Annotated in this window: 16 protein-coding genes; 1 reads left to right on the plus strand and 15 read right to left on the minus strand. The window is 70.3% G+C overall.

The features are described 5' to 3' along the window. Nucleotides 1–100 precede the first annotated feature (100 nt). The 15 genes from ABH940_RS36100 to pgsA form a co-directional block, all read right to left on the minus strand. A complete protein-coding gene (locus ABH940_RS36100) occupies nucleotides 101–2,551 on the minus strand; it encodes a bifunctional (p)ppGpp synthetase/guanosine-3',5'-bis(diphosphate) 3'-pyrophosphohydrolase (RefSeq protein WP_370072967.1) in 2,451 nt (816 codons plus the stop codon). Between the two features lie 162 nt (nucleotides 2,552–2,713). Next, nucleotides 2,714–3,259: an adenine phosphoribosyltransferase gene (locus tag ABH940_RS36105; RefSeq protein WP_370072966.1), complete on the minus strand. Its 546-nt coding sequence runs from the start codon at nucleotides 3,257–3,259 to the stop codon at nucleotides 2,714–2,716. A 95-nt stretch (nucleotides 3,260–3,354) separates the two neighbouring features. Further along, on the minus strand, nucleotides 3,355–4,476 hold the full coding sequence (secF, locus tag ABH940_RS36110; protein WP_370072965.1) for a protein translocase subunit SecF: 1,122 nt from the start codon (nucleotides 4,474–4,476) through the stop codon (nucleotides 3,355–3,357). Between the two features lie 4 nt (nucleotides 4,477–4,480). Next, nucleotides 4,481–6,307, minus strand: coding sequence for a protein translocase subunit SecD (secD, locus tag ABH940_RS36115; protein ID WP_370072964.1), 1,827 nt, complete (start codon nucleotides 6,305–6,307; stop codon nucleotides 4,481–4,483). 147 nt (nucleotides 6,308–6,454) lie between these two features. Then, entirely contained in the window at nucleotides 6,455–6,943 is a 489-nt protein-coding gene (yajC, locus tag ABH940_RS36120; protein WP_370107204.1) for a preprotein translocase subunit YajC, read from the minus strand. A 184-nt stretch (nucleotides 6,944–7,127) separates the two neighbouring features. Next, on the minus strand, nucleotides 7,128–8,198 hold the full coding sequence (ruvB, locus tag ABH940_RS36125; RefSeq protein ID WP_370107205.1) for a Holliday junction branch migration DNA helicase RuvB: 1,071 nt from the start codon (nucleotides 8,196–8,198) through the stop codon (nucleotides 7,128–7,130). Nucleotides 8,199–8,310: 112 nt separating this feature from the next. After that, nucleotides 8,311–8,928: a Holliday junction branch migration protein RuvA gene (ruvA, locus tag ABH940_RS36130; protein ID WP_370072961.1), complete on the minus strand. Its 618-nt coding sequence runs from the start codon at nucleotides 8,926–8,928 to the stop codon at nucleotides 8,311–8,313. Then, a complete protein-coding gene (gene ruvC, locus ABH940_RS36135; protein WP_370072960.1) occupies nucleotides 8,925–9,449 on the minus strand; it encodes a crossover junction endodeoxyribonuclease RuvC in 525 nt (174 codons plus the stop codon). Before ruvC ends, ruvA begins: the two co-directional genes overlap by 4 nt. Nucleotides 9,450–9,568: 119 nt before the next feature. Further along, entirely contained in the window at nucleotides 9,569–10,330 is a 762-nt protein-coding gene (locus ABH940_RS36140; RefSeq protein WP_370072959.1) for a YebC/PmpR family DNA-binding transcriptional regulator, read from the minus strand. A 57-nt stretch (nucleotides 10,331–10,387) separates the two neighbouring features. Beyond that, on the minus strand, nucleotides 10,388–11,017 hold the full coding sequence (gene pdxT, locus ABH940_RS36145; RefSeq protein WP_370072958.1) for a pyridoxal 5'-phosphate synthase glutaminase subunit PdxT: 630 nt from the start codon (nucleotides 11,015–11,017) through the stop codon (nucleotides 10,388–10,390). 131 nt (nucleotides 11,018–11,148) lie between these two features. Further along, nucleotides 11,149–12,063: a pyridoxal 5'-phosphate synthase lyase subunit PdxS gene (gene pdxS / locus ABH940_RS36150; protein WP_370072957.1), complete on the minus strand. Its 915-nt coding sequence runs from the start codon at nucleotides 12,061–12,063 to the stop codon at nucleotides 11,149–11,151. A gap of 167 nt (nucleotides 12,064–12,230) precedes the next feature. Beyond that, complete coding sequence (locus ABH940_RS36155; protein ID WP_370072956.1) at nucleotides 12,231–12,770, minus strand: hypothetical protein; 540 nt, start codon at nucleotides 12,768–12,770, stop codon at nucleotides 12,231–12,233. A gap of 208 nt (nucleotides 12,771–12,978) precedes the next feature. Then, complete coding sequence (locus ABH940_RS36160; RefSeq protein ID WP_370072955.1) at nucleotides 12,979–14,142, minus strand: glycosyltransferase family 4 protein; 1,164 nt, start codon at nucleotides 14,140–14,142, stop codon at nucleotides 12,979–12,981. Continuing rightward, complete coding sequence (locus ABH940_RS36165) at nucleotides 14,139–15,131, minus strand: phosphatidylinositol mannoside acyltransferase (RefSeq protein ID WP_370072954.1); 993 nt, start codon at nucleotides 15,129–15,131, stop codon at nucleotides 14,139–14,141. The genes ABH940_RS36160 and ABH940_RS36165 overlap by 4 nt, the downstream gene beginning before the upstream one ends. Further along, nucleotides 15,128–15,853 (minus strand): phosphatidylinositol phosphate synthase, encoded by a 726-nt coding sequence (gene pgsA, locus ABH940_RS36170; protein WP_370072953.1) that lies wholly within the window; start codon nucleotides 15,851–15,853, stop codon nucleotides 15,128–15,130. The genes ABH940_RS36165 and pgsA overlap by 4 nt, the downstream gene beginning before the upstream one ends. A gap of 277 nt (nucleotides 15,854–16,130) precedes the next feature. Here pgsA and ABH940_RS36175 point away from each other — a divergent pair, with 277 nt between their 5' ends. Beyond that, nucleotides 16,131–18,281: an elongation factor G-like protein EF-G2 gene (locus tag ABH940_RS36175; RefSeq protein WP_370107206.1), complete on the plus strand. Its 2,151-nt coding sequence runs from the start codon at nucleotides 16,131–16,133 to the stop codon at nucleotides 18,279–18,281. The last annotated feature ends 338 nt before the right edge of the window (nucleotides 18,282–18,619 follow it).

The raw sequence follows: 18,619 nt of genomic DNA on the forward strand, positions 1-18,619 counted from the left end.
GGGAACTGCGCGACAAGCCACCCAGTGTGGTGAGTCGCTCAGCGAGCAGGGCCATCCGCACAGGGTGGTTGCTCGCGCAGTTCCCCGCGCCCCTGAGGTCTCAGCGCGCCTTCGCCGAGGTGACTCGGTAGACGTCGTAGACGCCCTCCACCCCGCGCACGGCCTTGAGAACATGACCCAGGTGCTTCGGGTCGCCCATCTCGAAGGTGAAGCGGCTCATCGCGACCCGGTCGCGCGACGTCTGGACCGCCGCCGACAGGATGTTGACGTGCTGGTCGGAGAGAACCCGCGTCACGTCCGACAACAGCCGCGAGCGGTCCAACGCCTCGACCTGGATGGCGACCAGGAAGACGGACGACTGCGTCGGCGCCCACTCGACCTCGACCATCCGCTCCGCCTGCTGCGACAGCGAGTCCACATTGACGCAGTCCGCCCGGTGCACCGAGATGCCGTTGCCCCGGGTGATGAAGCCGACGATCGGGTCGCCCGGAACGGGCGTGCAGCAGCGGGAGAGCTTGACCCAGACGTCCTCGACGCCCTTGACGACCACGCCCGGATCCTGCGTGGCCCGCCGCTGGCGGCGGTTGCGCGCGGGCGACGGGGTGGTCAGCTCGACGATGTCCTCGGTCGCGCTGTCCTCGCCGCCGAGGGACTGGACCAGCTTCTGCACGATCGTCTGCGCCGCGACGTGGCCCTCGCCGATCGCCGCGTAGAGCGACGAGATGTCGGGGTAGCGCATCTCGTGCGCGAGCGTCACGAGCGAGTCGCCGGTGAGGATCCGCTGCAGCGGCAGGCCCTGCTTGCGCATGGCGCGGGTGATCGCGTCCTTGCCCTGCTCGATGGCCTCCTCGCGGCGCTCCTTGGAGAACCACGCACGGATCTTGTTCCGCGCCCGCGGGGACTTGACGAACGAGAGCCAGTCGCGGGACGGGCCCGCGCTCTCCGCCTTGGAGGTGAAGACCTCCACCGTGTCGCCGTTCTCCAGCGCGCTCTCCAGCGGCACCAGGCGGCCGTTGACGCGGGCACCGATGGTCCGGTGGCCGACCTCGGTGTGCACGGCGTAGGAGAAGTCGACCGGGGTGGCCCCGGCCGGCAGCGCTATCACGTCGCCCTTGGGCGTGAAGACGAAGACCTCGTTGTTGGAGAGGTCGAAGCGGAGCGACTCGAGGAACTCGCTCGGGTCCTCGGTCTCCTTCTGCCAGTCGAGCAGCTGGCGCAGCCAGGCCATCTCGTTGACGGTCTCGCCCTTGCCCGCGGGCGTGTCTGTGCGGACCTTGGACGCGCCCGCGACGGCCTGCTGCTTGTACTTCCAGTGCGCGGCGATGCCGTACTCCGCGCGGCGGTGCATATCGAAGGTGCGGATCTGCAGCTCGACCGGCTTGCCCTCGGGCCCGATGACCGTCGTGTGGAGCGACTGGTACATGTTGAACTTGGGCATGGCGATGTAGTCCTTGAACCGCCCCGGCACCGGGTTCCACCGCGCGTGGATGGTGCCCAGCGCCGCGTAGCAGTCGCGGACGGAGTCGACCAGGACCCGGACGCCGACCAGGTCGTAGATCTCGGCGAAGTCCCGGCCCCGCACGATCATCTTCTGGTAGACGCTGTAGTAGTGCTTCGGGCGGCCCTTGACCTCGGCCTTGATCCGGGCGGTCTTGAGGTCGCCCGTCACCTGCTCGGTGACCGTGCCCAGGTACTCGTCGCGCTTGGGCGCGCGCTCGGCGACCAGGCGGACGATCTCGTCGTACATCTTGGGGTAGAGGATCGCGAAGGCGAGGTCCTCCAGCTCCCACTTGATGGTGTTCATGCCCAGCCGGTGCGCCAGCGGGGCGTAGATCTCCAGGGTCTCGCGGGCCTTCTTCTCCTGCTTCTCCCGCTTGAGGTAGCGCATGGTGCGCATGTTGTGCAGGCGGTCGGCCAGCTTGATGACCAGGACGCGCGGGTCCTTGGCCATCGCGACGACCATCTTGCGGACCGTCTCGGCCTGCGCGGCCTCACCGAACTTGACCTTGTCCAGCTTGGTCACGCCGTCGACGAGCATGGCCACGGTGTCGCCGAAGTCGCGGCGCAGCGTGTCGAGGCCGTAGTCGGTGTCCTCGACGGTGTCGTGGAGCAGCCCCGCCATCAGCGTCGGCGCGTCCATACCCAGCTCGGCGAGGATGGTGGCGACGGCGAGCGGGTGGGTGATGTACGGGTCGCCGCTCTTGCGCTTCTGGCCGCGGTGCCACTTCTCGGCGATCTGGTACGCGCGCTCCAGCGTGTGCAGGTCGGCCTTGGGGTCGTTGCTGCGGACTATCCGGAAGAGCGGCTCCAGCACCGGGTTGAACGTGCTGCTGCGCTGTCCGCCGAGGCGGGCCAGCCGGGCCCGTACGCGCGAGGGCGAGGGCGCGACCGTTCGCGGCGCGACGGCGTGCGCACCGGCGGCGGCCTGGAACGTCGCCGGAACGTTCGGGGCGGCGGGCTTCGGCTGCACGGCCGGTGCGGCCGGCGCGGTCGAGGCCGCCGGGCCCTTCTCCTTCGCGTCGGAAGCTGTGGGCACGACCTCTTCGGGCAAGTGCACTCCTCTGGAGCGGGACCGGAACCTCAATGGTACCGAGGGTCACTGCCACGTGCCGCCACCGGCCCGGCCGGTGGACGCCGGAGCGCCGCGCGTGGAAACGCGGCGAGGGCGGGTCCGGGAACCCGGACCCGCCCTCACGCAACAGTCGTCAGCGCCTCAGACCGCGATGACGGTCTCCAGCGGGGCGTCGCCCAGCAGCGGGGCCAGACGGGCACGACCGCCCAGGAAGCCGAGCTCCATCAGCACCTCGACGCCGGCGACCTCCGCGCCGCAGCGATGGATCAGCTGCAGCGCGGCCTCGACGGTGCCGCCGGTGGCGAGCACGTCGTCGACGACGAGCACCCGCTCGCCGGGAGCGAAGGCGTCGGTCTGCACCTCGATCACGGCCGAGCCGTACTCCAGCTCGTACGCCTGGCTGTGCCGCTCGCCGGGCAGCTTGCCCTCCTTGCGGACCGGGACGAAGCCCGCACCGGCGGCGTACGCGGCCGGCGCCGCGAGGATGAAGCCGCGCGCCTCCAGTCCGACAACCTTGGTCACGTCCAGCGCCCTGGCGCGGGCGGCCAGGTGGTCGACCAGGGCGGCGAAAGCCTCGGCGTCACCGAGCAGCGGCGCGATGTCCTTGAAGACCACGCCCGGCTTGGGGTAGTCCGGGACGTCGCGGATCTTGGCGGCGAGAAGGGCCGCCAGGTCGGTGCTGCTCATGGGTGGGTTCTCCTGCTCCGTCTGGTTCTTCTCGTGCCTGTGCGCGGCAGTGCGATTGCACTGCCGCGCACAGGGTGCTGCTGTGATGCGGTGTCTCAGTGGCGCCCGGTGGAGCGACGCTCGCTGCGGCTGCGGTTGACCGGCTGGTTGCGCGGACCACCGGACTGCGCGGCCGGGATGGTGACGGCGTTGTCCGCCGCGTCCTCCGGCAGCTCCCGGCCCTCGGCCTTGGCCTTGGCGTCGGCAGCCTTGCGGGCCTTCACTCGGCGAGCCAGGTCCTTGTACTCCGGGCGCTTCTCCTGGAGCCAGGCGACCGTCGGGGTGGCCACGCAGATCGAGGAGTACGCACCGGCCGTCAGACCGACGAACAGCGCCAGCGAGATGTCGTTGAGGACACCCGCGCCGAGCAGACCGCCACCGATGAACAGCAGCGCGGCGACCGGCAGCAGGGCCAGCACCGTGGTGTTGATCGAGCGGACCAGGGTGCTGTTCAGCGACTGGTTGGCCGCGTCACTGTAGGTCAGCTTGTTCTGCTTGGTCAGGCCCTTGGTCGCGGACTTGAGACCGTCGAAGACGACGACCGTGTCGTAGAGCGAGTAACCAAGGATGGTGAGGAAGCCGATGACCGTACCCGAGCTGACCTCGAAGCCGACCAGGGCGTAGACACCGATGGTGATCAGCAGGTCGTGCAGCAGGGCGACCAGCGCGCCGACCGCAAGCCGCCACTCGAAGGCGAAGGCCAGGTACAGCGTCACCAACACCATGAAGACGACCAGACCCTCGAGGGCCTTCTTGCTGATGTCGCTACCCCAACTGGCGCTCAGCGTCTGGGTCGAGATCTCGCTCGGGGTCAGGTTGAGCGACTTCGACAGCGAGTCCTGACCCTCGGTCGCATGGACGTTCTCGGCGGAGCTGATCTGGATCAGGATCTGCTGGCCGCCGGAGCTATTGGCCGTCTGGACCTGCGCCGAGCTGTCGTGCGTCAGGTCGTTGGCGGCCTTCTGGGCCTGGGCGATCGTCACGCCGGGCTTGGTGACCGTGTAGATGTCACCGCCCTTGAACTCGATGCCGAGGTTCAGGCCGCGCACGGAGAGGCCGAGGATGGCCGCTACCAGGATGACGCCGGAGAGGATCGCCCACAGCTTCCGCCGCCCGACGAAGTCGAAGCTGACCTCACCGGTGTAGAGGCGGTGGCCGATATTGCCGAAGCGTGACATCGGGTCAGGCCTCCTTGCTGGCGGTCGGACGGGCCGGACGACGCGGGCGGCCGTCGCGGAGCGGGGAGCGGACCCCGAGGCGCTGGGGCGAGAGCCCGGACCACGGGTGGCCGGAGGCGAAGAACTTCTTCCGCGCCAGCAGCGCGATCAACGGCTTGGTGAAGAGGAAGATCACCACGACATCCAGCAGGGTGGTCAGACCCAGCGTGAACGCGAAGCCCTGGACCTTGCCGACGGTGAAGAAGTACAGCACCGCGGCGGCGAGGAACGAGACCGCGTCCGACACCAGGATCGTACGCCGGGCGCGCGGCCAGGCGTTGCGCACCGCCGGACGGAGCGTGGCGCCCTCGCGGAGCTCGTCGCGGATGCGTTCGAAGTAGACGACGAACGAGTCCGCGGTGATACCGATGGCGACGATGGCGCCACAGACCGCGGGCAGGTTCAGCGCGAAGCCGATCGCGCCGCCGAGGAGGGCCATGATCGACCAGGTCAGCACGCCGGAGACGGCCAGCGAGGCGACCGCCACCAGGCCGAGGCCGCGGTAGTAGAGCAGCGAGTACAGAACCACCAGGGCCAGACCGATCGCACCCGCGACCAGACCGGCGGTGAGCTGGCTGCCACCGAGCTCGGGCGAGACGGTGACGATCTGGAGCTGCTTGAAGTTCAGTGGCAGCGAACCGTAGCTGAGCACGTTGGCCAACGACTGCGCGTCGGTCTGCGTGAAGCTACCGGTGATCTGCGCCTGTCCGCCGGTGATGGCCTGCTGAACGTACGGGGAGGACTGGATCTGACCGTCGAGCTCGATCGCGAACTGGTTCTGCGGGGACTGCAGCGAGGCCAGCTGGCCGGTGACCTTGCCGAAGGCGGACGAGCCGGCGCCGTTGAAGTTCAGGTTGACCTGCCACTGGCCGGTCTGCGAGCTCAGACCCGGCTGCGCGCCGGTGATGTCGGTACCGGGCACGGCCACCGGGCCGAGCGCGTACTTGATCCAGGCGCCCGAGGAGTTGTCCTGGGAGCAGGCGGTGATCTGGTCCGTGTCCTTGCCGACGTTCGCTGCGGCCGCGGCAATGTTGCGACCCTTGAGGGTGCCGCAGTCCGTGGCGTTGAAGGCGCTCTGCAGCGCGGCCGGGACCGTGCCGGCCGTCTGGCCGGAGACCGTGGAAGCGGAGGCACTCGGGGTGGCACCCGGCTTGGCACCCGCCGAACCGCTCGCCTTCGGCGAAGCAGTGGCGGACGCGTGTGCGGAAGCGGAGGCACTGGCCTTCAGGTCCGACGCGACGGCGTCGCCCTGGGTCTTGCTCGCGCTCGGCGAGGCGGTGCCGGACGCACCAGAGGCCTGCGGCTTCGTGCTTCCGCTCGGAGTGGCACTCGGCTTGCCGGTGGCCGAACCGCTCGGCGAGGCGCTCGGGCTGGAGGTCGCCGTACCGGGGGCGATCTGCTGCTGCTCCGCGAGAACCGGACGGAAGAACAGCTTGGCCGTGGTGGACAGCTCATCCGCAAGCTGCGTGGAGCTGGTGCCCTTCGGCGCGTTCACGAGGATCTGGTCGGTGCCCTGCACCTGGACCGTCGCCTCGGTCACGCCGGTGCCGTTGACACGTTCCTGCATGATCTGCGCGGCGACGTTCATGTTGGCGGGGTTGACCGCCTGGGGGTCGCCGGGTGCGTACGCCTGCAGGGTCACACTGGTGCCGCCCGCGAGGTCGATGCCGAGCCGCGGCTTGGTGTTCCCGGTGCCGAACATGATGGCCACCAGAGCCACCATGATCACCAGGATCAGGCTCAGCGCACGCCCCGGGTAACCGTCACGGGGACGGGACTTGGGTGATGCCACCTTCTCGATTCTCTCTGTCCATGCCGTGGGCAGGTCAAGTCGCCGACGCCGGGGTACCGGCGGACAGGGGGCGGCTCGGCCACGACGCAGCGGTCGGCGGTCCCGTGCGGGGGCTGACACCCCCGCCGGACTCCGTAGCGGGCAAGGCTACTTGGCGGAGGCGTCCTTGTCGCCACCCACCTGCGCCGGGGTCTTCTCAGCGTCGACGTCCGCAGCGGCGTCCGCGTCGACGGTGACCTCGGCGTCCTTCGCGTCGTCCTTGGCGAGGTCCTTCGCCAGGGCGACGGGGGCATCCTCGACGGCCGCGGCCTCGGCGGTGGTGTCCGCCTCGTCCGACTCCTCCTCGGGCTCCTCGCCGTGGACGATCCGGTTGTACTCGACCGGGTCCATCACCTGCGCGATGGCCTGCTTGGCGTAGAGCGCGTACACGCCGGGAGCGACCTCGAGCTCGACGGTGTCGTCATTGACGGCCTTGACCAGCGCGTACATGCCACCGATGGTGCGGATGCCGCTGCCCGGCTCCAGCTGGTTGCGCATCTCCGAGGCCTGCTGCTGCTTCTTCTTGGCAGAGCGGGTCATCAGGAACATTGCGCCGAACATCACCACGGCGACGAGGAGGAAAGAGGAGGAACCCACGACTACAGTCCTTTGCGGGGCCGCAGGGGGAAGCGCGGCCGATCCGATTCTCGGGCCGCCCGGAGTGGACGGCGGCGGGCGGAGTCTAGGGGGACTCCTACAGGTACAACAACGTCCAGCATGTCATCCGGGTGAGCCGAATGGCGAGTTCCCTGCACAGATCACATTCCGGAATACCTGAATTTCAGGCTTCCGGGGCCCCGAAGAGGTCCGTCTGGCTGGGCAGACCGGCCGCCGGGGACTGGTTAGGGGGCGTAAGACCCAGATGCTGCCACGCCGCCGCGGTCGCGATCCGGCCACGCGGGGTGCGGGCCAGCAGGCCCTCCCGGACCAGGAACGGCTCGGCGACCTCCTCGACCGTCTCGGACTCCTCCCCCACCGCCACGGCCAACGTCGACAGCCCGACCGGGCCGCCGCCGAACAGCTTGAGCAGCGCCTGGAGCACCGCCCGGTCCAGCCGGTCCAGGCCCTTGGCGTCCACCTCGTAGACGACGAGCGCGGCGGCCGCGATCGCCTCCGTGATCACTCCGTCGTGCCGGACCTGCGCGTAGTCGCGGACGCGGCGCAGCAGTCGGTTGGCGATACGCGGCGTGCCGCGCGAGCGGCGGGCGATCTCGGCGGCGCCCCTGGGATCTATCTCGACGTCCAGCAGCCGGGCGGAACGGTGGATCACCTGTTCCAGCTCCTCGGGAGCGTAGAACTCCATGTGCCCGGTGAACCCGAAGCGGTCGCGCAGCGGCGGCGGTAGCAGACCGGCCCGTGTGGTCGCCCCGACGAGCGTGAACGGCGGCAGGTCAAGCGGGATGGCGGTGGCGCCGGGCCCCTTGCCGACGATCACGTCGACGCGGAAGTCCTCCATCGCCATGTAGAGCATCTCCTCGGCGGGCCGCGACATCCGGTGGATCTCGTCGAGGAAGAGCACCTCGCCCTCGGTCAGCGAGGAGAGGATGGCCGCCAGGTCGCCTGCGTGCTGGATGGCCGGGCCGGAGGTGATCCGGATCGGCGCGTTCATCTCGGCGGCGATGATCATCGACAGCGTCGTCTTGCCGAGCCCGGGGGGGCCGCTGAGCAGCACGTGGTCGGGTGTGGCCGCCCGGCGCCTGGCCGCCTGGAGAACGAGCGAGAGCTGCTCGCGGACGCGCTCCTGTCCGATGAACTCGTCCAGGTCACGCGGGCGCAGCGCCGCCTCGACGGCCCGGTCCTCGCCGTCCGCAGCGGCGGTGACCAGGCGGTCGCCGGCGGCGTCGTCGTACATGCGCTCTTCGCTCCGTTCTCGGTGGATCTGCGTTTCTTTGTGCGGGCGAGTACTGCCGGGTACCACTTCTCAGTGATTTCCGCTGGGCGACTTCTCAGCGAATTCTCGTGTCTCAGTGGGTGCGGTTGCGGCTCTGCAACGCACTGCGGAGAAGCGCGGAGACGTTCGGCTTCTCCATCGCCTCGGCCTCGGGCGTGACCGCGGCGACCGCCTCGTCCGCCTCGCGCGGGGCGAAACCGAGGCCGACCAGGGCGGCGTGCAGCTGGTCGTTCCAGGGCGCGGGCCCGCTGGCGACCGCGGCGTGCGGCTGCGCGGGGACGGCGCCCGTCGGCGCGCCGAGCCGGTCCTTGAGCTCGATCAGCAGCTTCTGCGCACCCTTCGGCCCGATGCCGGGAACGGCGGTCAGCGCCTTGGCGTCACCCCTGGCCACGGCGAGCCGCAGCCCGTCCGGGCTGTGCACGGCGAGCATCGCCTGCGCGACCTTGGGCCCGACGCCGCTCGCCGTCTGCAACAGCTCGAAGGTATGCCGCTCGTCGTCGTCGGCGAAGCCGTAGAGGGTGAGGGAGTCCTCTCGGACCACAAGCGAGGTGGCGATCACGGCCTCCTGCCCCATGCGGAGACCCGCCAGCGTGTTCGGGGCGCAGTGGACCAGCATCCCGACGCCGCCGACCTGGATCACGGCGCTGCTCGGCGTGAGCGCGGCCACCGGGCCACTGACGAAGGCGATCACGGGCGGGGCTCCCTGACTCGGCTGAGGGCGGCGGCGATCCTGTTGTTGGCGGTGCCGCGCCAGATGTGGCAGATGGCGAGGGCGAGCGCGTCGGCGGCGTCCGCCGGCCTGGGCGGCGCGTCGAGCCGCAGGATGCGGGTGACCATGGCCCCCACCTGTGCCTTCTCCGCGCGACCGCTACCGGAGACGGCGGCCTTGACCTCGCTCGGGGTGTGCAGGGTGACCGGTATGCCGCGCCGGGTCGCACAGAGCATGGCGACCGCGCTGGCCTGGGCGGTGCCCATGACGGTGCGCACGTTGTGCTGCGAGAAGACGCGCTCGACGGCGACGAGCTCCGGCTGGTGCGTGTCGAACCACGCGTCGAGCCCACGCTCGATCTCCAGCAGTCGCAGGGGGATGTCCATCTCGGCAGGAGTTCTGACGACCCCACAGGCCACCATGTGCAGGGGCCTTCCCGGCGCGCCGTCGACCACACCGACACCGCAGCGGGTCAAGCCTGGATCCACCCCGAGAACACGCATGCCCGCAGGCTATCTGTTCGCACTGACAGAACCTTGCAACACCCAGGGGCGCGAGGCTCCGGTGATCCGCGGCTCCGCGCCCCTGGGTGTGACAACTACCTGCGGTAGCGAAGAGGGACTCAGTCGTCCGCGTCGAGCTCCGCCTCGACCTCGGGCGAGAGGTCGAAGTTGGCGAAGACGTTCTGCACGTCGTCGCTGTCCTCCAGCGCGTCGATCAGCTTGAAGATCTTGCGCGCGCCGTCGGCGTCGAGCTCGACCTGGACCGACGGGACGAAGTTGGCCTCGGCCGAGTCGTAGTCGATCCCGGCGTCGACGAGCGCGGTCCGCACCGCGACCATGTCCGAGGCCTCGGTCTGGATCTCGTACGCGTCGCCGATGTCGCTGACGTCCTCCGCGCCGGCCTCGAGGGTGGCCTCCATGACCGTGTCCTCGTCGACCTTGTCGGCCTTGGGAACGATGATGACGCCCTTGCGGCTGAACATGTAGGAGACCGAGCCCGGGTCGGCCATGTTGCCGCCGTTGCGGGTCATCGCGACGCGCACGTCGGACGCGGCGCGGTTGCGGTTGTCGGTGAGGCACTCGATCAGGACGGCCACACCGTTCGGGCCGTAGCCCTCGTACATGATGGTGGCGTAGTCGGCGCCACCGGCCTCCGCGCCGGACCCGCGCTTGACGGCGCGGTTGATGTTGTCGATCGGGACCGAGCTCTTCTTCGCCTTCTGGATGGCGTCGTAGAGCGTCGGGTTGCCGGCGGGGTCACCACCACCGGTACGGGCCGCCACCTCGATGTTCTTGATCATCTTGGCGAAGAGCTTGCCGCGCTTCGCGTCGATGACGGCCTTCTTGTGCTTGGTGGTAGCCCACTTGGAGTGGCCGGACATCGAGTTGCTCCTTAAAACAGCACCGGACTGAAGTGAACGAACGGGGAGATCCTACCGTCACCGGCCGTGACCGACGGCGCGGACCATGTCCACGAAATAGGCGTGCACGCGGTGGTCGCCGGTCAGTTCCGGGTGGAACGACGTGGCCAGCAGGTTGCCCTGACGGACCGCCACGATGTGCTCGGCGTCGGTGCCCTCGTGCAGGGAGGCGAGGACCTCGACGCCCGCGCCGACGGACTCGACCCACGGGGCGCGGATGAAGACGCCGTGCACCGGGCCGCCCTCGGCAAGGCCCTTGAAGTCGACACCCTGCTCGAAGGACTCGTTCTGGCGGCCGAAGGCGTTGCGGCGGACGACCATGTCGATGCCGCCGACCGACTCCTGGTCGTCGCGGCCGTCGAGGATCTTGTCGGCCAGCATGATCATGCCCGCGCAGGTGCCGTAGACCGGCATCCCGGCGGCGACGCGGGCGCGCAGCGGCTCCATCACGCCGAAGAGCAGCGCCAGCTTGGACATGGTGGTGGACTCGCCGCCGGGGATCACGACGGCGTCGACCTCGGCCAGCTCCTCGGGGCGGCGGACCGGGCGGGCGAGCGCGTCGGCCTCGGCGAGGGCGACGAGGTGCTCGCGCACGTCGCCCTGGAGGGCGAGCACACCGACGACGGGAGTGGAGCTGGACGACGACACGGGAGGGACCTCTTCTGGATGTTCTTGTTCTGGATGTCCGTGGATGAACAGACGAACGGGAGGAGCCCCGGCCCCCTACGCGTGGCGCGTTGGCAGGGGCCGGGGCTACCGAAGACGACTGCGGGAGTCGATTACCAGCCGCGGTTGGCGTAGCGCTCGGTCTCGGGCAGGGTGTCGCAGTTGATGCCGACCATGGCCTCGCCCAGGTTGCGGGAGGCGTCCGCGATGATCTTCGGGTCGTCGTAGAAGGTGGTGGCCTTCACGATGGCGGCGGCGCGCTTGGCCGGGTCGCCCGACTTGAAGATGCCGGAGCCGACGAAGACGCCCTCCGCGCCCAGCTGGCGCATCAGCGCGGCGTCGGCCGGGGTGGCCACGCCACCGGCGGAGAAGAGCACGACCGGGAGCTTGCCGAGCTCGGCGACCTCGGCGACCAGCTCGTACGGGGCGCGCAGCTCCTTGGCCGCGGCGTACAGCTCGTTGTTGTCGCAGCCGCGCAGCTTGGCGATCTCGCCCTTGATCTGGCGCAGGTGGCGGACGGCCTCGACGACGTTGCCGGTGCCGGCCTCGCCCTTGGAGCGGATCATGGCCGCGCCCTCGGCGATGCGGCGCAGGGCCTCACCCAGGTTGGTGGCACCGCAGACGAAGGGGGTGGTGAAGGCGAACTTGTCGGAGTGGTTGACCTCGTCGGCCGGGGTCAGCACCTCGGACTCGTCGATGTAGTCGACGCCGAGCGCCTGCAGCACCTGGGCCTCGACGAAGTGGCCGATGCGGGACTTCGCCATGACCGGGATGGAGACGGCCTCGATGATCTCTTCGATCATGTTCGGGTCGGACATACGGGCCACGCCGCCGTCCTTGCGGATGTCGGCGGGAACGCGCTCCAGAGCCATGACGGCCACGGCGCCCGCATCCTCGGCGATCTTCGCCTGCTCGGCGTTGACCACATCCATGATCACACCACCCTTGAGCTGCTCGGCCATGCCGCGCTTGACGCGGGCGGTACCGATGGCAGGCTGGTCGGAGGTGGCGGGGGAGTTGGTGGACACGAATGACCTCACTGAAGACGCGGATTCGGTGCGATAAGCCCATGGTAGGCCCGCTCCGACCTTAGCCGATGCTCCATGCGGTCCAGCCCGGACCATCCGAGTACGACGTTCCGTAGCAGGCGCGATGCCTGACGGCCGGTCCGCGGTACGCGTTACGCGTCGCGTGCTTACGCCGGGACGCGCTCCAGCGTACGCGGAGCCTCGTCGTCCATCTCGAAGGCGAGCGGGAACGGCGCGTGTCCGGCGAGCCGGAAGAGACGGACCAGCCGGTGTCGGCGGACGGCGCGCGCCGCGCGCACGGAGTCGTTGTGGAACCGCCGGGCCATCGGCACGCGGCGCACGGCCTCGCCGAGGTCGGCGAGTGCCTCGGCCCCGCCGGGCAGAGCCGAGAGCTCGGCGACCTGCTCCGGCTCGGCGAAGACGGCGCGCAGGGCTTGGGAGAGCTGGCTCTCCGCGACTTCCCGCGCGTCGGGCTGCGCGGTTCGGGCGGCGTGGGAGGCCTGGTAGAGCAGGATCGACGCGGCGGGATCGAGCAGCGTCGAGGTCGCCAACTCCTGCGCTGTGGACGCGCGTCGAAGCAGCTGCGCGTCGAGCGCGGCGCGGGCGGCGTCGATCCGCGCGTGCAGGCGGTCCAGGCGACCGGCGGTCCAGGAGAGGTACAGGCCGAAGGCGACGACAGCGAGGGCGACCCAGATCCAGATGCTCACGGGGTGTGACCCTATCCGCTCCCGCGGGGACGGAACGGAGATTGAGCTTCGCTACCGCAGGTCGTTGCACTGCCCAGGGGCGCGGGGAACTGCGCGAGAAACCACCGGCGCGCGGATGGCCCTGCTCGCTCGGGGACTCACCACCCGGGTGGCTTGTCGCGCAGTCCCCCGCGCCCCTGGTGGTGCAACTACCGCATCTGCAAGAGGTTCAGTCCCTGGCCAGCCCCAGGCGGGCGCGCCACCCCGTGGCCGGCTCGCCGTCCGTCACCGCCGCCGCGCCCGTCGCGACGGTCTCGTAGACGGCGAGGATGTCCGCGCCCACCGTGGACCAGTCGAAGCGGCGGACGTGGCGCGAGCCCGTGTCGCTGAGCGCGCTGCGGCGCTCGGGGTCGCCGAGGAGGCGGATGGCGACCTTGGCCAGGGCCTCCCCGTCCTCGACGGGGAAGAGCTCGCCGCTGGCGCCGCCGTCGAGGACCTGCCGGAAGGCGTCCAGATCGCTGGCGACGACCGGCGCGCCCGCGCTCAGCGCCTCGACCAGGATGATGCCGAAGCTCTCGCCGCCCGTGTTGGGCGCGATGTACACGTCGACGCTGCGCAGCAGCCGCGCCTTGTCCTCGTCGGAGACCATGCCGAGGAAGGTGATCCGGTCCCGCACCTCGCGCGGGAGGTCCTTGACCGCCTCCTCCTCGTCACCCTTGCCCGCGACCAGCAGTCGAACCCCCGGCCGCTCGGCGAGGATCTTCGGGAACGCCTCCAGCAGCGTCGGCAGACCCTTGCGCGGCTCGTTGATGCGGCCGACGAATCCGATCGTCTCCCCCTGCCACTCCGCGCGCGGTTCCGCGCTCGCGAAGAAGTCGACGTCGACGCCGTTGGGGATGACCACCGCGTCTCCGCCGAGGTGCTCGACCAGCGTCGTGCGTGCGTACTCGCTGACGGCGATCCGCGCGGAGATCTTCTCCAGCGCCGGCTGGAGGATCGGCTCGGCCGCGATCATCGCGCGGGAACGCGGGTTGGAGGTGTGGAAGGTGGCCACTATCGGGCCACTGGCGGCCCAGCAGGCGAGGAGCGAGAGGCTCGGCGTCGCGGGCTCGTGGATGTGCAGCACCTCGAACCGGCCCTCGTGCAGCCAGCGGCGCACCCGCGCGGCCGAGAGGAAGCCGAAGTTGAGGCGTGCCACCGAGCCGTTGTACGGCACGGGGACCGCACGGCCCGCCGAGGTGACGTACGGCGGGAGCGGCGTGTCGTCGTCGGCCGGGGCCAGCACGGAGACCTCGTGACCGAGGCCGATCAGGTGCTCGGCGAGGTCGCGGACGTGGAACTGGACGCCGCCGGGGACGTCCCAGGCGTAGGGGCAGACGACGCCGATCCTCATGCCTGGGCCTCCACCGGGTTCGCGCCGCCGTCAGTTGACGGAGCGTCAGAGGGAACGGCCGTGCCCTGCAGCGCGCGCGGGTCGTCGGGTTCGAGGTCGGCGAGCCAGAAGCGCTGGAGCATGTGCCAGTCCTTGGTGTGGGCGCGGACGCCCTCCGCCCAGACGTCGGCCATGGCCTGCGTCATCGCCGCCGTCTTCTCGCGGCGGCTGCCCTGCTCGGGGACCTGGATCTCCTCGTGCACGCAGCCCTTCATCACCTTGGTGTCGTCGTACCAGAGGGTGACCGGGAGCAGCGCCGCTCCCGTCTGCTGGGCCAGGGCCGCCGGACCGGCCGGCATCCGGGTCTTCTCGCCCATGAAGTCGACCTCGACTCCGGACGCCGAGAGGTCGCGGTCGCCGACCAGGCAGACCAGCTTGCCCGCGCGCAGCCGCTTGGCCAGGGTGGCCAGGGTGTTGCTGCCGCCGGTCAGCGGCAGCACCTCCATGCCGAGGCCCTCGCGGTAGGCGACGAAGGTGTCGAAGAGCTTCTCCGGCTTGAGGCGCTCGGCGACCGTGCTGAACGGGTAGCCGCGGACCACGACCCAGGCGCCGGCCAGGTCCCAGTTGCCCATGTGCGGCAGGGCGAGGACGACGCCGCGACCGGCGGCCAGGGTGTCGTCCAGCCGCTCGATGTGCTCGGGCTCGAAGGAGGCGGTGATCCTCTCCCGGTTCCAGACCGGCATCCGGAAGGACTCGCACCAGTAGCGCAGGTAGGACCGCATGCCCTCGCGGCTCAGCGCCCGGATCGCTGCGTCGTCCAGCTCGGGGTGGACCCGGCGCAGGTTGGTCTCCAGGCGCAGCACGCTCTTGCCGCGGCCCCTCCAGGTCCGGTCGGCGATGCGGCGGAACAGCGCGTCGGCCCAGGGCTCGGGAAGGCGCTTGACCAGGGCCCAACCGGACGCGTACGCGGTGTAGGTCAGCTGGTCCTTGATGCGGTTCAGGTCCGTCATCGGGCCTCCCCCTCGGTGGACTCGGTCGGCCCGGTGGACTCGGTCGGCTCACCGGGCTCGGTGGACTCGGCGGGCTGCGAGGCCGCCTCCGCTGCGGCCAGTTCGGCGGCCTCGCGGCGCACGGTCAGCACCCGCTGGAAGACGGTGACCAGGCTGCCCGCGGCCACCGCCCACAGCGCGATCGGCAGCAGCCACTGGATCCCCGGCACGCCGAACGCGTGCAACCCGGCGAGCCCGGCCGCGACCAGGGTGACCACCAGCCGCTCGGCGCGCTCGGCGACGCCGTTGACGTTGCACGGGAGCCCGAGGCTCTCCGCCCGGGCCTTGGCGTACGAGACGACCTGGCCGCTGGCCAGGCAGAACAGCGTCACCGCGCAGAGCAGCAGGTTGTCGCCCTTGCCCGCGTACCACATGGCGATGCCGCCGAAGATCGCGCTGTCCGCCACCCGGTCCAGCGTCGAGTCGAGGAACGCGCCCCAGGGCCCGGAGCGGCCCGCCTGGCGGGCCATGTTGCCGTCGACCAGGTCGGAGAAGACGAACAGGGTGATGACGACCGTGCCCCAGAAGAAACTGCCGCGCGGGTAGAACACCAGCGCACCCGCCACCACCCCGGCGGTGCCGACCAGGGTGACCGCGTCCGGACTGACCCCCTTGCGCAACAGGAAGGCCGCAAGAGGCGTGAAGACGCGGGTGAAGAAGGCTCGGGCGTATTTGTTGAGCATGGGTCTGCCGACCGCTCCGTTCCAGGCTGGAGAAGAGTGCGCACAATCTCTTGGAACCAGATTCTCCGGCTCCCGGGACCGGATTGTCCGGGCGTGCGCCATGCTATCGGGGGCCTACGCCTGACCCACGTATGGACCTGCGGCGAACTCGGTGAGAGGCTCCAAAGTACCGCGGGTGACCGTCGTCACAATCCCCACCCACTCCCTCACGGAGCGAATCACCCGGCGCGGTCCCCGTGGCGTTTCTCTGGCGCGCAAGCGGGAGGAGACACCGATCATGGGTGACAAGCACAATGCACCAGCGGGAGCCGCCGGCAGGGCACCGTCGGCCGACCGGCCCGAGCAGATCAGGAACGTGGTGCTGGTCGGCCACAGCGGAGCAGGAAAAACCACCATCGCCGAGAGCCTCGCCCTGGCCACGGGGGCGATCAACCGGGCCGGACGCGTCCAGGACGGCACGACCGTCTCCGACTACGACGAGATCGAGCACCGGCAACAGCGCTCGGTCCAGCTCTCCCTCGTCCCGATCGAGTTCGACGGGTACAAGATCAACCTGCTGGACACCCCCGGCTACGCCGACTTCACCGGCGAGCTGCGGGCCGGGCTGCGGGCCGCCGACGCGGCGCTCTTCGTCGTCCCGGCCAACGAGGACATCGACGGCGCGACCCGCTCGCTCTGGGACGAGTGCGCCGCGGTCGACATGCCGCGCGCCCTGCTCGTCACCAAGCTCGACGCGCCCCAGGCCGACTTCGACGCCACCGTCGAGCGCTGCCGCGAGGCGTTCGCGCCGGACTCCCCCGAGTCGGTGCTGCCGATCTACCTGCCGCTGCGCGAGGGCGAGCCCGGCGCGGACGGCACCCGTCACGTCTCCGGCCTGGTCGGCCTGCTGAGCCGGCAACGGTACGACTACGCCGACGGCAAGCGCGTCGAGAGCGAGGTCGACGGCGAGCTTGCGACGGAGATCGATCCGGCCCGGGAGCGGCTGATCGAGGCGGTCATCACCGAGAGCGAGGACGAGACGTTGATGGACCGCTACCTCGGCGGCGAGACCATCGACACCGAGACCGTCATCGACGACCTCGAACGCGCGGTGGCCCGCGGCCACTTCCACCCCGTGCTGGCCGCGCTCCCGGCTGCCGACGGCTCCCGCGAGGGCGTCGGCACGACGGAGCTGCTGCAACTGGTCACCGCGGCCTTTCCCTCCCCGATCGAGCACGTCTGCCCGGTGCACCCCGGCGAGGAAGCCGTCGCCTGTGACCCCGACGGCCCGCTGGCGGCGCAGGTACTGAAGGTCACCAGCGACCCCTACGTCGGACGGCTCACCCTCTGCCGCGTCTTCTCCGGCACGCTGCGCCCCGACGTCCAGGTCCACGTCGGGGACAGCGACGAGCGCGTCGGCGCGCTGACCTCGCCGTTCGGCAGGGCGCAGCGGCCGGTCCCGCAGGCCGTGGCGGGTGACATCGTCTGCGTCGCCAAGCTCGGCCACGGCGCGACCGAGGAGACGCTGAGCCAGCCCGGCCACCTGGTCGACCTCGACCACTGGGCGCTCCCCGAGCCGCTGCTGCCGATCGCCATCCACGCCCACAGCAAGGCGGACGAGGACAAGCTCTCCCAGGCGCTGTCCCGCCTCGGCGGCGAGGACCCGACGCTGCGGCTGGAGCAGAATCCGGAGACCCGGCAGCTGGTCCTGTGGTGCCTCGGCGAGGCCCACGCGGACGTGATGCTGGAGCGGCTGCGCGGCCGGTTCGGCGTGCAGATCGACACCGAGGACTACGTGGTGCCGTTCCGCGAGACGCTGGCGGGCCCGGCAACGGGACGTGGACGGCACGTCAAGCAGTCCGGCGGCCACGGGCAGTACGCCATCTGCGAGATCGAGGTCGAACCGCTGCCGACGGGCAGTGGGTTCGAGTTCGTCGACAAGGTGGTCGGCGGCGCGGTGCCGCGCCAGTTCATCCTCTCGGTCGAGAAGGGCGTGCGCGCGCAGCTGGCACGTGGCGTGGCGGCGGGCTTCCCGCTGGTCGACGTGCGGGTCACGCTCGTCGACGGCAAGGCCCACTCCGTGGACTCCTCGGACGCCGCCTTCCAGACGGCGGGCGCGCTGGCGCTGCGCGAGGCGGCGGCGGACAACGTCCGGCTGCTGGAGCCGGTCGCGGAGGTCCACGTCCTCGTCCCGGACGACTTCGTAGGCGCGGTGCTGAGTGATCTGTCGAGCAGGCGCGGGCGGGTGCTGGGGACGGAACCCGTCGGCTCGGGCGGCAGGACCGCGATCCACGCGGACGTCCCGGAGCTGGAGATCGTCCGCTACGCGGTCGACCTCCGCTCGCTCAGCCACGGCGCCGGCAGCTTCACCCGCGTGTACGCGCGGCACGAGGCGTTGCCGGAGGCGATGGCTTCGAGGGTGCTGAAGAAGATGGAGGCCGCGAGGTAGATCCTTCTAGACAGGGGCGAGTTGCACTTTCAGGGGTGCGAGGCTCTGCTGATGTGCGGCTCCGCCGCGTGGGCGCGACAAGCCGGTGCCTTTGCTGCCGCAGATGGTTGCACTGTCCAGGGGCTCGGGGAACTGCGCGACAAGCCACCCATGTAGGTGGTTCGCCGAACGAGCAGGGCCATCCGCACAGGGTGGTTGTTCGCGCAGTTCCCCGCGCCCCTGGGAGTTGCAACTACCTGCAGAAACAAAGCCCCCGCCTGGTCCCGCCCACGCGGCGAAGCCGCAGATCAGCAGAGCCCCGCGCCCCTGGGTGTTGCAACTACCTGCGGCAACAAAGC

Source organism: Streptacidiphilus sp. BW17, assembly GCF_041262485.1.
In the GTDB taxonomy this organism is placed as follows: Bacteria; Actinomycetota; Actinomycetes; order Streptomycetales; family Streptomycetaceae; genus Streptacidiphilus.

What these genes read in the sequence shown, in the direction of transcription:
- ABH940_RS36105 (WP_370072966.1), bottom strand. Translation starts at nt 3,259, where the DNA reads ATGAGCAGCACCGACCTGGCGGCCCTTCTCGCCGCCAAGATCCGCGAC.
- secF (WP_370072965.1), bottom strand. Translation starts at nt 4,476, where the DNA reads ATGTCACGCTTCGGCAATATCGGCCACCGCCTCTACACCGGTGAGGTC.
- ruvB (WP_370107205.1), bottom strand. Translation starts at nt 8,198, where the DNA reads ATGTACGACGACGCCGCCGGCGACCGCCTGGTCACCGCCGCTGCGGAC.
- ruvC (WP_370072960.1), bottom strand. Translation starts at nt 9,449, where the DNA reads ATGCGTGTTCTCGGGGTGGATCCAGGCTTGACCCGCTGCGGTGTCGGT.
- ABH940_RS36140 (WP_370072959.1), bottom strand. Translation starts at nt 10,330, where the DNA reads ATGTCCGGCCACTCCAAGTGGGCTACCACCAAGCACAAGAAGGCCGTC.
- ABH940_RS36160 (WP_370072955.1), bottom strand. Translation starts at nt 14,142, where the DNA reads ATGAGGATCGGCGTCGTCTGCCCCTACGCCTGGGACGTCCCCGGCGGC.
- ABH940_RS36165 (WP_370072954.1), bottom strand. Translation starts at nt 15,131, where the DNA reads ATGACGGACCTGAACCGCATCAAGGACCAGCTGACCTACACCGCGTAC.
- pgsA (WP_370072953.1), bottom strand. Translation starts at nt 15,853, where the DNA reads ATGCTCAACAAATACGCCCGAGCCTTCTTCACCCGCGTCTTCACGCCT.
- ABH940_RS36175 (WP_370107206.1), top strand. Translation starts at nt 16,131, where the DNA reads ATGGGTGACAAGCACAATGCACCAGCGGGAGCCGCCGGCAGGGCACCG.